The 13,846-nt window shown below is 69.6% G+C and carries 11 protein-coding genes; 5 read left to right on the top strand and 6 right to left on the bottom strand.

From position 1 onward, the window contains the following. Positions 1 to 19 precede the first annotated feature (19 nt). The gene (locus tag JI745_RS05530; protein WP_201804455.1) at positions 20 to 2,752 is read left to right on the top strand and encodes an ATP-binding protein; all 2,733 of its coding nucleotides are present in this window, start codon (positions 20 to 22) and stop codon (positions 2,750 to 2,752) included. On the opposite strand, the gene JI745_RS05525 is transcribed toward JI745_RS05530, so the two are convergent. From JI745_RS05525 to JI745_RS05510, 4 genes are all read right to left on the bottom strand, one after another. Then, positions 2,745 to 4,280, bottom strand: a complete 1,536-nt coding sequence (locus JI745_RS05525) for a methyl-accepting chemotaxis protein (RefSeq protein ID WP_201804453.1) — start codon at positions 4,278 to 4,280, stop codon at positions 2,745 to 2,747. The genes JI745_RS05530 and JI745_RS05525 overlap by 8 nt on opposite strands. Before the next feature lie 129 nt (positions 4,281 to 4,409). Further along, on the bottom strand, positions 4,410 to 5,312 hold the full coding sequence (locus tag JI745_RS05520) for a DMT family transporter (RefSeq protein WP_201804450.1): 903 nt from the start codon (positions 5,310 to 5,312) through the stop codon (positions 4,410 to 4,412). Further along, a complete protein-coding gene (locus tag JI745_RS05515) occupies positions 5,312 to 5,827 on the bottom strand; it encodes a methylated-DNA--[protein]-cysteine S-methyltransferase (protein ID WP_201804449.1) in 516 nt (171 codons plus the stop codon). Before JI745_RS05515 ends, JI745_RS05520 begins: the two co-directional genes overlap by 1 nt. Positions 5,828 to 5,853: 26 nt before the next feature. Further along, a complete protein-coding gene (locus JI745_RS05510; protein WP_236674912.1) occupies positions 5,854 to 7,332 on the bottom strand; it encodes a DNA-3-methyladenine glycosylase 2 family protein in 1,479 nt (492 codons plus the stop codon). Between the two features lie 93 nt (positions 7,333 to 7,425). Here JI745_RS05510 and JI745_RS05505 point away from each other — a divergent pair, with 93 nt between their 5' ends. From JI745_RS05505 to JI745_RS05490, 4 genes are all read left to right on the top strand, one after another. After that, on the top strand, positions 7,426 to 7,935 hold the full coding sequence (locus JI745_RS05505) for a nucleoside deaminase (protein WP_201804447.1): 510 nt from the start codon (positions 7,426 to 7,428) through the stop codon (positions 7,933 to 7,935). Between the two features lie 181 nt (positions 7,936 to 8,116). After that, complete coding sequence (locus JI745_RS05500; RefSeq protein WP_201804446.1) at positions 8,117 to 9,505, top strand: phosphomannomutase/phosphoglucomutase; 1,389 nt, start codon at positions 8,117 to 8,119, stop codon at positions 9,503 to 9,505. A gap of 18 nt (positions 9,506 to 9,523) precedes the next feature. Further along, positions 9,524 to 10,495, top strand: a complete 972-nt coding sequence (waaC, locus tag JI745_RS05495; RefSeq protein ID WP_201804445.1) for a lipopolysaccharide heptosyltransferase I — start codon at positions 9,524 to 9,526, stop codon at positions 10,493 to 10,495. 8 nt (positions 10,496 to 10,503) lie between these two features. Beyond that, positions 10,504 to 11,772, top strand: a complete 1,269-nt coding sequence (locus JI745_RS05490) for a 3-deoxy-D-manno-octulosonic acid transferase (RefSeq protein WP_201804443.1) — start codon at positions 10,504 to 10,506, stop codon at positions 11,770 to 11,772. 30 nt (positions 11,773 to 11,802) lie between these two features. Here JI745_RS05490 and JI745_RS05485 read toward each other — a convergent pair whose 3' ends face one another. Together JI745_RS05485 and JI745_RS05480 are read right to left on the bottom strand one after the other, a co-directional pair. Continuing rightward, positions 11,803 to 13,131: a TolC family outer membrane protein gene (locus JI745_RS05485; protein ID WP_201804441.1), complete on the bottom strand. Its 1,329-nt coding sequence runs from the start codon at positions 13,129 to 13,131 to the stop codon at positions 11,803 to 11,805. A 38-nt stretch (positions 13,132 to 13,169) separates the two neighbouring features. Beyond that, positions 13,170 to 13,823, bottom strand: coding sequence for a protein-L-isoaspartate O-methyltransferase (locus JI745_RS05480; RefSeq protein ID WP_201804438.1), 654 nt, complete (start codon positions 13,821 to 13,823; stop codon positions 13,170 to 13,172). Positions 13,824 to 13,846: the final 23 nt, after the last annotated feature.

Below are 13,846 nucleotides of genomic sequence, written 5' to 3'. Positions count from 1 at the left end.
CAGGGGAAGGAACGTCCAGGTGAACACAAGCCTTGGTGGAATACGCTGGCGGCTGGCGATGCTGCTCGCCTTGCTGCTGGCGCTCATGGCGATCGCGGCGGGGTATGCGCTGGTCCAGCTGAGAGGCGTGAGCCTGTCGGTGCAGAGCGTCTACGACGACCGCGTGCTGCCGCTGTTCCAGCTGCGCAAGGTGTTCGACACCTATGTGGTCGACCTGCCCCGCGTGGCGCGCGACCTGCGCGACGGCAGCCTCGGCAGCGACCAGGCGCTCGGCATGCTCCACACCGCGCGCCGCGAGGCGCGTGAAGAGTGGCTGCGCTACAAGGCCACCTACCTCGTGCCGCGGGAGAAGCTGCTGATCGCGCGGGCCGAACCGCTGCTTGACGCGTCGGAGAAGCTGCTCGATCGCTTTGCCCTGGCCGTGGCGCACGGCACCGAGCGGCCGAGCGCCGCCGAGCTGCAGGCCACCATCCAGCCCATGGGCAATGTGCTCGGCGAACTGATGGCCCTGCAGGCGGACGAAGCCCAGGCCGCGGCCAAGGCCGGCCGCGGAGCCTATGACGCCGCGTTGTGGGCCTTCGTCGCACTGCTGGGCCTCGCCACCGTGGCAGGCATCAGCATCGCCTCGCTGGTGGCCGTGGGCTACGCCCGCGAGCGGCGCCAGGGTGAACTCGAAGCCGAGCGCCTGTCGCTGTGCTACTCGGCCCTGTCGCGCACCAACCAGATGATCGTGCGCGTGCGCGACGAGGCGCAGATGTTCAGCGAGATCTGCCGCATCTGCGTGGAGAGCCGGCTCGCACGCGTGGCGATGCTGATGCTGCCCGACGGCGCCGACCGCTTCCGCATCACCGCGTCGGCGGGGCCTGCCGAGACCATGATGGCCGGCCTGGAGCTCAAGCTCGATCCCCCGGGGCGCGACGGGCCGGTGGCGATCGCGCTGCGTCATGGGCGGGTCGACGTCTGCAACGACTTCGCGCGCGACGTGCGGCTGGCGCGCTTCCGCTCGCGGGCCCACGAGCACGGCGTGCGCGCCATGGCCGCCTTCCCGGTGCGCCGCGGCGGCACCGTCGTGGCCGCCCTGGGCCTGTACGTCGGCGAAGTGGGCTTCTTCGACGCGGCCCGCCTCGCGCTGCTCGAAGAGATGACGCGGGACCTGTCGTTCGCGCTCGACAACATCGACCGCGACGCCGCGCACGCCGCCGCCGAGCGCGAGATCGAGGCGGGCTACGAGCGGGTGCAGCAGATCTTCAACGTGATGCCGGTGTCGATCACGCTTGCGTCGCGCCGCACCGGGCGGCTGGTGCTGGCCAACACCGCGGCAGGCGAACGCTACGGCATGGCGCCCGAGATGATGGTGGGCCGCACCACGGCGGAGCTGAAGATCGGGTTCAACCCGGCCGAGCGCGAGAAGTTCTTCGCGCGGCTCGACGCCCACCGTTCGGTGCGCAACTTCGAGGCGCAGGTGCGCAACGCCCACGGCGAGGTGCTGGACCTCCTCACCAATGCCGCGCTCATCGACTACCGGGGCGAGCCCTGTGCGCTGGCGGTGAGCCTCGACATCACCGAGCGCAAGCGCCGCGAACGTGCCGAGCAGGCGCAGCGCGACGCCGAGACCCACAGCCGCGCCAAGACCGATTTCCTCTCGCGCATGAGCCACGAGCTGCGCACGCCGCTCAACGCGGTGCTGGGCTTCTCGCAGCTCCTGCAGTCCAACGCGGCCGAGCCGCTCACGCCGCGCCAGCGCGAGCAGGTCGAGGCCATCCGGCAGGCCGGCTGGCACCTGCTGGCGCTGGTGAACGACGTGCTCGACGTGTCGCGCATCGAGTCGGGCCACCTGCGGGTGGAGTCGCGCGGGGTCGACCTGCTGGCGCTGCTCGACGAGGTGAGCGAGCTCGTGCGTCCGCAGGCCGAGCGCGCCGGCATCCAGCTGAGCCACCACCACGGCGAGGGGCCGGCGTTCGTGATGGCCGACCCGGTGCGGCTGCGCCAGGTGCTGGTCAACCTGATGAGCAACGCCATCAAGTACAACCGGGCGGGCGGTGTGGTGAGCGTGGAGGTCGAGCGCACGGGGCTGCGTGTGGGCGTGTCGGTGGCCGACACCGGCATCGGCATGACGCAGGAGCAGCTCGACAGCCTGTTCGAGCCCTTCAACCGCCTCGGCCGCGAATACAGCGAGATCGAAGGCACCGGCATCGGCCTCGTGCTCACGCGCCAGCTGCTCACGCTGATGGACGGCGAGCTCGAGGTGGAAAGCGAAGAGGGCCACGGCACCACGGTGCACGTGACGCTCAGGCGAGCCGACTCGGCCCAGCCCATGGGCCCGCGGGTGCCGGCGGGCTCGACGCCGGGCGATGCCGACGAGGACGCGCCCGAAGGCACGGTGCTCTACATCGAAGACAACCCGATCAACCTCTTGCTGGTGGAGCAGCTGCTGCTGCGCTGGCCGGGCATCCGACTCTTGCAGGCCGAGACGGGCGAGAAGGGCATCGAGCTGGCGCAGGCGCTGCAGCCCGACCTCGTGCTGCTCGACATGCGCCTGCCCGACATGAGCGGGCCGGAGGTGCTGGAAGAGCTGCGCGCGCATCCTCTGACGAGCGGCCTGCGCGTCGTGGCGCTGTCGGCCAGCGCCATGCCGGACGAGGTGGCGCTGGCCCGAGACGGCGGCGCCTTCGACTACTGGACCAAGCCGCTCGACTTCGACCGCTTCACGGCCGACCTCAAGCGGCTGCTGGCGAAGTCGACGGTCAGCTGAGCTTGAAGACGGCGACCGTCTGAGCGAGCGTCGCGGCCTGGTGCTTCAGGCTTTCGGCGGCAGCGGCGCTTTCTTCCACCAGCGCGGCGTTCTGCTGCGTCACCTGGTCGAGCTGCTGCACCGCGTCGCCGATCTGGCCGATGCCGGCACTCTGCTCCAGGCTTGCGCTGCTGATCTCGCCGATGAGGTCGGTGACGCGCTTCACCTGGGTCACGATGTCGTCCATCGTCTGGCCGGCCTCGGTGACGAGGCGCGCGCCGTTCTCCACCTTCTCGACGCTCTCGCCGATCAGGCTCTTGATCTCCTTGGCGGCCTGCGCGCTGCGCTGGGCCAGCGTGCGCACCTCGCCGGCCACCACCGCGAAGCCGCGGCCCTGCTCGCCGGCGCGGGCGGCTTCCACGGCCGCGTTCAGCGCGAGGATGTTGGTCTGGAAGGCTATGCCGTCGATCACGCTGATGATGTCGGCGATCTTGCGCGAGCTGGCGGTGATGGCGTCCATCGTGGTGATGACCTGGCCGACCACCACGCCGCCCTGCGCGGCCACGGCCGAGGCGCTGCTCGCGAGCTGGGTCGCCTGGCGCGCGGTGTCGGCGCTCTGCTGCACGGTGGAGGTGATCTCTTCCATCGACGCGGCCGTCTGCTGCAGGTTGCTCGCCTGTTCTTCGGTGCGCTGGCTGAGGTCGGCATTGCCCACCGCGATCTGCGCCGAGCCGGTGGCAATGGAATCGGCGCTGTTACGCACCTGGGTCACCACGCCGACCAGGCTCTCGTTCATGTGTTTGAGCGCGGCCAGCAGCTGGCCGGTCTCGTCCTGTGTCTTCACCTCGATGCGCGAGCCGAGGTCGCCGGAGGCAACCGTCTGCGCCACGCGCACCGCTTCGCCGATGCCTTGCGAGATGCGGCGGATCAGCGCCCAGGCGAAGCCGCCGGCCAGCAGCACGGCCAGGACGCTCACCATGATGTTGCGCCAGAACACGCCTTCATACTCGGCCTGGGCCTTCTTGTATTCCTGCTCCGCCACCGTGAGCTGCACCGCGATCAGCTTGTTGAGGTCGTCGCCGACCGGGTCGACCGCGGGGTACATCTCCTTGGCGGTGAACGCGCGCAGGCCTTCGATGTCGTTCTTGGTGAGGAACTCCTCGACCCGCTTGGCGGCGGCGTCGGCCACCTTCATCGCGGGCTCGGTGACGGCGATGAGCTTCTTCTCTTCGTCGACGAGCTCGGTGTCGATGTAGGCCTTCCAGTTCCGGTCGATGCTGATGCGGGCGTCGGCCAGGGCCTTCAGGCCGTCGGCGGGCTTCATCAGGCCGTCGCGCGTCTTGTGGGCGGTGTCGACCATGCCGATGAAGTAGCCGTCGGCCACCTCCTTGAGCTGCTTGAGCGGCACCACACGGTCGTTGTAGACGCTGCCCAGCTGCTTGTTGCTTTCGCTTAGGCGGTAGATGGTGGAGCCGGCCGAGATGAGCAACAGGACCAGCAGCACGCTGACCAGTGCGATCAGCCGCGCCTTGATGCTGAGTTTGTTCATGGTGTTCTCCGTGCAATTGACCCGTCAGCCGGCACTATCGGCGTGCGGCCGCTGCGGTAAAGAGCGATATCGGACGGAGAAGACAGCTATTTCATTTCGTTCAATTCTTCGGCACCGGAAGCGTGCATTTCAGGCCGCCTTGGCGGCCGGTTTGGGCAGCTTCAGCACGCCGGTCACCAAACTGGTGCCGAGCAGGATCACGGCGCAGCCGAGCGCCATGGCCAGGTCGATCTTCTCGCCGAGGAAGATGCCGCCCCAGACGACCGCGAACACCGGGATCAGGAAGGTGACCGAGATCGCGTTGGCCGGGCCCACGTTGGCGATGAGACGGAAGAAGAGCAGGTAGGCGAGCGCGGTGCAGGCCACGGCGAGCACCAGCGCGTAACCCCACGCCGCGGCGCCCGGCATCTGCGCCGGCCACCAGATGAGCGCCGGCACGGCGAGGAAGAGCGCCGCGCCCGCCTGGCTGCCGGCAGCCACCGCCATCGGCGGCACGCCGGTCAGGTAGCGCTTGGTGAAGCTGGCGGAGAAGCCGTAGAGCACGGTGGCGGCCAGGCAGGCCAGCACGGCGAGGGCCACGCCGGTGCTGTCGCCTGCGGCGGGCCTGAGGCCTGCGCGGTCCCACACGAGCCAGAGCACGCCGCCGAAGCCGATCAGCAGGCCCGCGATGCGCGATGCGTCGAGCCGATCCTTCAGCCACAGCCACGCGAAGACGGCGCCGAAGAGCGGCGTGGTCGCGTTGAACACCGCCGACAGGCCGGCGTTGATGGTGAGCGCGGCGTAGTTGAAGCACAGGAAGGGCAGGGCCGAGTTGGTGAGGCCCACGATCAGGATCGTGCGCCAGTGCTGGCGCAGCGCCGGCATCTGCGCGCGGTAGGCCAGCAGCGGCAGCAGCAGCGCGCTGGCCGCGGCCACGCGCACGAAGGCCAGGGCGGCCGGGCCGAAGTCGGCCGCGCCCAGGCGCATGAAGAGGAACGAGGCGCCCCAGAGCGCGGCGAGGGAGATCAGGTCCAGCAGGTCGGTCTTCTTCATCAGGTGCCTTGTGGGGGAGCGTGTCGTGTGTTTTCCAGGGCGAGCAATGCGCGCTTGCGCTCGAGCCCGCCAGCGTAGCCGGTCAGCTCGCCGCTGCTGCCCAGCACGCGGTGGCAGGGCACGATCACGCTGATCGGGTTGCGGCCGATGGCGGCACCCACGGCGCGCACGGCCAGGGGCGAGCCGATGCCGCGCGCGATGTCGGCATAGCTCTTCGTGGCGCCGCACTCGATGTCACGCAGCGCCTGCCACACGCTGCGCTGGAAGGGGCTGCCGTGCAGGTCGAGCGGCAGCTCGAACCGGGTGCGCCGGCCGGCGAAGTAGTCGGTGATCTGTGTCGCCGCTTCGCGCAGCAGCGGGTCGTCTGGGCGCTCGGGGGCGCTGAATGGCTCGGGGTGCCATTTCTGCGATTCGAACCAGAGGCCGGCGAGGCCCGCCTCGGTGCGGGCGATGAGCACCTTGCCGAGCGGGGTGTCGTACACCGCGTGGGCGGTGATGTTTCGAGGCATGGGCATGGGGGTGTCCTTTGAGGCGAGCGAGTTCAGGCCAATGAATTCCACAGGCGCAGCACGGCGTAGGAGCGCCAGGGCCGCCAGCGTTCTGCAATGGCGTCGGCGTCGCGTTGGGCGGTGGTGCCGAAGAGGGGCTTCATTGCGTTGAGCACGGCCACGTCGTTGGGAGGGAAGGCATCGGGCCACGAGAGGGCGCGCATGGCGATGTAGTGCGCCGTCCAGGGGCCGATGCCGGGCAACTGCTTCAGCATCTCGATCAGCGCGGCGGGCTCGCGCTTCTCATGCAGGTGGCGCGCAGCCTCGGGCCAGGCCTGCGCCAGCGCGAGGATGGCGCCGGCCCGCGCGCGGATGATGCCGAGCTCGGCGATCTGCTCCACCTGGGCCGACGCGATGGTCTCGGGCGAAGGGAAGGTGTGCGTGACCTCGGGCCACGGCGTGGCGATGGGCTCGCCGAACCGGTCGGCGAAGCGACGGGCGAGCGTGCGCGCCGCGGCCACCGTCACCTGCTGGCCGAGCACGGCGCGCACCACCATCTCGAAGCTGTCGACGCAGCCCGGCAAGCGCAGGCCCGGGCCGCCGGGGAGGTCGGCGAGCGCTTCGTCGATGGTGGCGGGCGAGGCATCGAGGTCGAGCCAGCGGCGTACGCCCGCCACCACGCGGGCGCTGTGCGGTGCAAGCGACGGGGCGAACTGCAGGCGCACGTGGGGCGCGCGGGTGTCGGTCTCGAGCACGAACTCGGCCTGCAGCCAGCCGCCGCTGGGCGCGAGCGCACCGGCACGCAGGCTGCGCCGCACGCACAGGCCGTCGACATGCTCGACGTTGGGAATGGCGCGCAGCGACAGGAAGCGCAGCATCGCGGCCGTGTCGTAGGGCGAGCGGTGGCCGAGGCTCACGCTCAGGGCCTGGTCGGCCGGCAGGGCCTCCTGCTCGTCGGCGTCGTGCCGCAGGCGGCTCGGGCTCATGCGGTAGCTGTCGGCAAAGGCGGCATTGAAGCGGCGCAGGCTGCGAAAGCCGCTCGCGAGCGCGACCTGCGCGACCGGCAGGCGGGTGTCGGTCAGGAGCTGCTTGGCGAGCAACAGGCGGCGCGTCTGCAGGTATTGCAGCGGCGTCACGCCATGCTCGGCGGCGAAGATGCGGCGCAGGTGGCGGTCGCTCACGCCGAGGTGGTCGGCCAGGGCCGACATCGACAGGGCGTCTTCTTCGCCAAGTCGCGCGTCGAGCCACTGCGCGGCCTGGCGGGCGAGGGTGCGCGACGCGTCCATCACCGTCCAGGCGAGGCCCGGGCCGGGCGCCATCTCGGGGCGGCACTTCATGCAGGGGCGGAAGGCTTCGGCCTCCGCCTGCGCCGGGGTCGAGAAGAAGCGGCAGTTCTCCTTGCGTGGCGTGCGCACGCGGCACACCGGGCGGCAGTAGATCCCGGTCGACGTCACGCCGACGAAGAGCCGGCCGTCGAAGCGGGCATCGCGGGCCTTGAAGACCTGGTAGGAAGCGTCGTGGTCGAGCGTCATGCGGGCCATTATGGGAGGCTGGCCCCTGCGGACTGGCCGTTTTCGGACACATCCACGCCGGCGCCGGGCGCGCAACCTGCATGGGGAACCCTTATGACCGACACACGCATCCATTCTTCCGGCGCTCCGACGCCTGCACAGGTCCTGCGCCACCTGCGCCGTGCCAACGAGGTGGCGCAACGCGCGCTGCAACTGGGCCACCACCCCTTCGGTGCCCTGCTGGTCGGGCCCGACCACGACACCGTGCTCATCGAGCAAGGCAACATCGACACGGTGAACCACGCCGAGTCGACGCTCGCGCGCATCGCCGCCACCAACTTCACGCCCGAGTACCTGTGGGGCTGCACGCTCTACACCTCGGTCGAGCCGTGCTGCATGTGTGCCGGCACGGCCTACTGGGCCAACATCGGGCGTATCGTCTTCGGCATCACAGAAGAAGCGCTGCTCGGCGCCACCGGCAACCACGGCGAGAACCCGACGATGAACCTGCCGTGCCGGCAGGTGCTGGCCGCGGGGCAGAAAGACATCGAGGTGATCGGGCCGGTCGCGGAGATCGCCGACGAAACGCTGGCCGTGCACCGGGCGTTCTGGGCGAGCCGCTGAGCGGCCGGCGCGCCGGGGCGCGTCGGCATGAAGTTCCGCCTGCCTTGCGAATGTGCAGGTAGAAACCACCACGCGCGAGGCCGCGACATGCGGGCCCGCATGGCTGAGCAGCGGAACGCCGCGTGCTTCTACCGCGATACCCGTCTATAGAATCCCCTTCTTTTCCAGGAGAGCCAGCGCAATGCAAGTCACCGCGTCGAACTTCAAGGCCTATGACATCCGCGGCATCGTCGGCAAGACGATCGACGAAAGTTTTGCGGAGCACCTCGGCAAGGCCTTCGGCAGCGCGGCGGTGGCAGCAGGCGAGAAGGCCGTGGCAGTTGGGCGCGATGGCCGCCTCTCGGGCCCGGGCCTCGTGGCCGCATTGATCCGCGGCCTCACCTCCACCGGCCTCGACGTCGTGGACCTCGGCGCGGTGACGACCCCGATGCTCTATTACGTGGCGGCCACACGCGGCCAGCACGGCTGCAACTCCGGCATCCAGGTGACCGGCAGCCACAACCCGAAGGACTACAACGGCTTCAAGATGGTGCTGGCCGGTCGTGCGATCTACGGTGACGAGATCCAGGCCCTGCGCACGCGCATCGAGAAGGAAGACTATGTGGAGGGCCAGGGCCGATCGGCCAGGATGGACATCGTCCCCGAGTACCAGCACCGCATCACGAGCGACTGCAAGCTCAAGCGCAAGATGAAGATCGTGGTCGACAGCGGCAACGGCATCCCCGGGGCGTCTGCCCCCGGCATCCTGCGCGCGCTGGGCTGCGAGGTGACCGAACTCTACTCCGAGGTCGATGGCGACTTCCCCAACCACCACCCCGACCCGAGCAAGCCGGAGAACCTGGCCGACCTGATCCACGCCGTGAAGACGAGCGATGCCGAGATCGGCCTCGCGTTCGACGGCGACGGCGACCGCCTGGGCGTCGTCACGAAGGACGGCAACATCATCTACCCCGATCGCCAGTTGATGCTGTTTGCGATCGACGTGCTCGAGCGCAACCCCGGCGCCACCATCATCTACGACGTGAAGTGCACGCAGCGGCTCGCGCCGGTGATCCGCGAGCACGGCGGCAAGCCGCTGATGTGGAAGACCGGCCACTCGCTGGTGAAGGCCAAGCTCAAGGAGACCAAGGCGCCGCTCGCCGGCGAGATGAGCGGGCACATCTTCTTCTCGGAGCGCTGGTACGGCTTCGACGACGCCACCTACACCGCGGCGCGCCTGCTGGAGATCCTGTCCAAGAGCAAGAACCCGAGCGACGTGCTCAATGGCCTGCCGACGAGCTTCAACACGCCCGAGCTCAACGTGCCCTGCGCCGAAGGCGAGCCCAGGCAGGTGGTGGAGAAGCTGCTGAAGAACGCTGACTTCCCCGGCGCCGAGGTGGTGACCATCGACGGCCTGCGCGTCGACTACGACGATGGCTTCGGCCTCATCCGCTCGTCCAACACCACCCCGGTGCTGGTGCTGCGCTTCGAAGGCCACACCCAGGAGGCGCTGCATCGCATCGAAGACAAGATGATGGCGGCGCTCAAGGCCGCCAAGCCCGACGCCCAGGTCGCGGCCGCGGCCCACTAATCGGTTGTACCGGTCCCCTTGCGTGTCCTGATCGTCAAGCTGTCGTCGCTGGGGGACGTGGTGCACGCCATGCCGGTGGTGCACGACATCCGCGGCGTCTACAGCGGGGCGCGCATCGATTGGGTGGTCGAGCCGGCCTTCGCGCCGCTCGTGCGCCGCGTGCAGGGCATCGGCGACGTGATCGAGTGCGCCCAGCGCCGCTGGCGCAAACGCTGGTGGACGGGCACCGTGCGCGCCGAGTGGCGCGAGTTCAAGCGCAAGCTCACCGCCGAGCGGTATGACGCGGTGATCGACCTGCAAGGCCTCACCAAGTCGGCCATCGTTGCCCGCATGGCGCCGGGCCCGAGCTTCGGCCTGGCCAACAAGACCGAAGGCTCGGGCTACGAGTGGCCGGTGCGCTGGCTGATCGACCAGGCCATCGAGATCACGCCGCGCATCCATGCGCTCGACCGCTCGCGCGAGCTGGCGGCGCGCGCACTCAACTACCAGGTGAGCGGCTCGCCGTACTTCGGCCTGCTCGCGCAAGGCGCGGCGCTGCCCATGCCGACGGTGGTCTTCGTGCACGGCACCTCGCGCGACGACAAGCTCTGGCCCGAGGCCTCGTGGATCGAGCTCGGCCAGCGCATGGCGGCTTCCGGCTTCTCGGTGGCCCTGCCGCATGCGGGCGAGGTCGAGCGCGCGCGTGCCGAGCGCATCGCCCAGGCGATCGGCGTGCACGCGAGCGTGTGGCCGCAGATGTCGCTCGATGCGCTGGTCGACCGGCTCGGCGCCGCGCAAGGCGTGATCGGCGTGGACAGCGGCCTGAGCCACATCGCCGTGGCGCTCAACCTGCCGCATGTGCAGCTCTACAACTTCCCGACCGCATGGCGCACCGGGCCGCTCGCGGCCCACGGCCATCACCACCAGGTGGCGCTCGAGCGCGACCCGACGCCTGAAGTTGACCTCGTCTGGGCGACCTGGCAGGTGGTGCGCCGGGCCAAGCACGGGTGAGCGCCGGCATGTTCGCGCGGCACCTCTACTCCAACCTGCTGCGCCTGCTCAAGCCGGCCTATGTGTTGCGCCTGTGGTGGCGCGGCCGCGCCGAGCCGCTGTATCGCCACGCGATCGGCGAGCGGCTGGGTGACTACCAGGGTGCTGCGCAAGCCGGTGCGTTGTGGGTGCATGCGGTGTCGCTCGGCGAGACACGCGCGGCGGCGGCCCTGGTCGATGCGCTGCGCGCGCGCCACCCGCAGCTTCGGCTCCTGCTCACCCACAGCACCGCCACGGGCCGCGAGGCCGGCAAGGCGCTGCTGCGCGAAGGCGACGTGCAGGCCTGGCTGCCGTACGACACGCCGGGCGTCGTGCAGCGCTTCTTCCGGCAGTTCAAGCCTGTCGCGGGCGTGCTGATGGAAACCGAGATCTGGCCCAACCTGCTGCATGCCGCACAGGCCGCCGGCGTGCCGATGGTGCTGGCCAACGCGCGCCTGAGCGCCAAGAGCCACCGCCAGGGCCAGCGCCTCTCGTCGGTGATGTACCCGGCCGCTGCCACGCTGCGCATCGCGCTTGCGCAGACCGAAGACGACGCCGTGCGCCTGCGCGAGTCGGGCGTGCGCGAGGTGGTGGTGTGCGGCAACCTCAAGTTCGACATGACACCCGACCCGTCGCTCGTCGCACGCGGGCGGGCCTGGGCCGGGCGGCTCGGCCGGCCGGTGGTGATGGCGGCGGCCTCGCGCGAGGGCGAAGAGGCGATGCTCCTCGCGGCATGGACCACGTTGCCCGCGGTGCGGCGGCCCTTGCTGCTGATCGTGCCGCGCCACCCGCAGCGTTTCGACGAGGTGGCCGGGCTCGTCACCGCGCAGGGGCTGTCGCTCGCGCGGCGCAGCAGTTGGCAGGAAGAACCCGGCGACTCGGCGTGGCAGGCCGACGTGTGGCTCGGCGACAGCATGGGCGAGATGCCGCTCTACTACGGGATGAGCAACGTGGCCCTGCTCGGCGGCAGCTTCGCGCAGCTCGGGGGGCAGAACCTGATCGAGGCCGCAGCATGCGGCTGCCCGGTGGTGATGGGCCCGCACACCTTCAATTTCGCCGAGGCAGCAGCGCTGTCGATTGCGGCGGGCGCCGCGCTGCGCGTGGCCGACATGCCCGAAGGCGTGGCGCGCGCGGTGGCGCTGTCGGGCGCCGAAGAGCGTGCGCAGTACGCCGAGCGTGCGGTGGCCTTCGCCGGCCAGCACCGTGGGGCGGCCGGGCGCATGGCCGACCGCATCTCGCCGCTGCTCGCGCTCCGCTGAGGCATTCCCGCGGGAGCGGGAATGACGGGTTTACTTCGCGAGCAGGCTGTTGACGGCGGCCACGTCAGCCGGGCTCAGCTGGCCCGCTGCCTGGCGCAGGCGGAGGCTGTTGACGAGGACGTCGTAGCGGGCCTTGGCCAGGTCACGCCGGGTCGAGAAGAGTTGCGTCTGCGCATTCAGCACGTCGAGGTTCACTCGAACGCCGACCCGGTATCCGAGTTGCGTTGCTTCGAGCGCCACCTGGCTGGAGGATTCGGCAGCTTCAAGGGCCTTGGCTTGCGCGGTCAGCGACTGCACGCCGAAGAAGGATTGCCGTGTGGCCTGGGCGACGCTGCGTCGCGAGGCTTCGAGGCCGTTGCGTGCCTGTTCTTCGAGCAGCAGCGTTTCCCTGACGCGGTTTTGCACGGAGAAGCCCGCGAAGAGAGGCACCGTCACCTTCAGGGCGACGTTGGAGCCGGAGGTCGGGCCCGAACGATCGAAGTTGATGCCGCCCTGATTGCCGTTGCTGTCGGTGCGGCCCTTGCTGTAGCCGCCTTCCAGGGCCACGGTGGGCAGGTGGCCGGCTCGGGCCTTGCTCGTCTCGAGTTGCGACTGCTCGTAGGCAATGCGTTGCTTGCGCACTTGGGGCGCATCTTCCGCTTTTGTGACCCACTCGTTCACATCGGCAGGCACCACCGGAGGCAAGGCGACCGGGGCGGCCAGCGGCTTCGGCTGGACGCCGGTGCGACCAACCAACTGGTCGAGCGCGATGCGCTTGGTGAGCAGGTCGTTCTCAGCGGCGATCTCCTGCGCGGTCGAGAGGTCGAAGCGTGCCTGGGCTTCACGCGTGTCGGTGATCGTGGCGGTCCCGACCTCGAAGTTGCGTTTCGCCGAGGCCAGCTGCTCCGAGATGGCCTTCTTGCTGGCCTGCGCGGTGGTCAGCGCGTCCTGGGCCGTCAGTACATCGAAGTAGGCCTGTGCCAGACGCACGATCAGGTCCTGCTCCGCAAGCTGCAAGTCCGCCTTTGCCGACGTCACGCTCAGGTCGGCTTGCTCAATGGTCGCGTCGTTGGCGCGATTGAAGAGGCTCTGCGTCGCCCGCAGCGCCGTGTTCGGGCCCCGCGAGTTGTTGACGCCCTGCGGCGAGTCGCTTGTCGTGCGTGCGTACGACAGCTCCGCACCTACGTTGGGCCGGCGCAGCGCGTGCGCCTGGTCGGCCTTGTACTGGGCCGAATCCGCGAGCGCCCGTGCCGCGAGATAGGTCGCGTCGTACCCGCGCGCGGTGTCGTAGAGCTCCTGCAGCGACTGGGCATGGGCGGCAGGCAGGGCGCCGAGGGCAAGCGCTGCCGCAAGGGCGAGGCGCGTGAAAGCAGGGGACATGAACAGGTCCTTGGGTTGTACTGCGTTCGGGAAGGGTTTCAGAAGTGGAAGCGCGACGGCTCGTCGAAGCCCGACAGGCGCTGCGCCACGGTGTCGAAGAGGTTGACGCTCTTGAAATCGTTCTCGCCCACACGGGTGACGAGCACGGCGTTCATCACCGGCTCCTGGCCCACGATGGCGGCGAGCCGGCCGCCGACCTTCAGCTCGTTGAGCAGGGCCTGCGGGATGGAAGCGACCGAGCCCGAGAGCAGGATCGCGTCGAACGGGCCGGCGGTGGGCAGGCGCTTGGAGCCGTCGCCCTCGACCACGCTGACGTTCGTCACCGAGGCGTTCTTGAGGTTCTCGGAGGCGAGCCTCGCGAGCACCGGGTCGATCTCGAGCGTGACGACCTGGCGCGCCTTGTGGGCGAGCAGCGCGGCCATGTGGCCAGAGCCGGCGCCGATCTCGAGCACGCGCTCGTGCTTGCGCACCTCCAGTTCCTGCAGCAGCCGCGCCTCGATCTTCGGGGCCAGCATCACCTGGCCGTTCGGCAACGGCACCTCGGTGTCGAAGAAGGCCATGCTGCGGTAGGCGGCGGGCACGAAGTCTTCGCGCTTGACCACGGCCAGCAGGGACAGGACGCTCGGGTCCAGCACTTCCCAGGGGCGGATCTGCTGTTCGATCATGTTGAAGCGGGCTTGCTCGGTGTTCATGGCGTTGTTCTCAGGTGAAGCGT

It is taken from the genome of Piscinibacter sp. HJYY11, from assembly GCF_016735515.1.
GTDB lineage: Bacteria > Pseudomonadota > Gammaproteobacteria > Burkholderiales > Burkholderiaceae_C > Rhizobacter.
Note: the sequence above shows the minus strand (reverse complement) of the source record. Positions and strands in the feature narration are given on the sequence as shown.

Coding starts and splice junctions, on each gene's coding strand:
- JI745_RS05490 (WP_201804443.1), top strand. CDS start 10,504: ATGTTCGCGCGGCACCTCTACTCCAACCTGCTGCGCCTGCTCAAGCCG.
- JI745_RS05505 (WP_201804447.1), top strand. CDS start 7,426: ATGACCGACACACGCATCCATTCTTCCGGCGCTCCGACGCCTGCACAG.
- JI745_RS05520 (WP_201804450.1), bottom strand. CDS start 5,312: ATGAAGAAGACCGACCTGCTGGACCTGATCTCCCTCGCCGCGCTCTGG.
- JI745_RS05500 (WP_201804446.1), top strand. CDS start 8,117: ATGCAAGTCACCGCGTCGAACTTCAAGGCCTATGACATCCGCGGCATC.
- JI745_RS05525 (WP_201804453.1), bottom strand. CDS start 4,280: ATGAACAAACTCAGCATCAAGGCGCGGCTGATCGCACTGGTCAGCGTG.
- JI745_RS05485 (WP_201804441.1), bottom strand. CDS start 13,131: ATGTCCCCTGCTTTCACGCGCCTCGCCCTTGCGGCAGCGCTTGCCCTC.
- JI745_RS05510 (WP_236674912.1), bottom strand. CDS start 7,332: ATGACGCTCGACCACGACGCTTCCTACCAGGTCTTCAAGGCCCGCGAT.
- JI745_RS05480 (WP_201804438.1), bottom strand. CDS start 13,823: ATGAACACCGAGCAAGCCCGCTTCAACATGATCGAACAGCAGATCCGC.
- JI745_RS05515 (WP_201804449.1), bottom strand. CDS start 5,827: ATGCCCATGCCTCGAAACATCACCGCCCACGCGGTGTACGACACCCCG.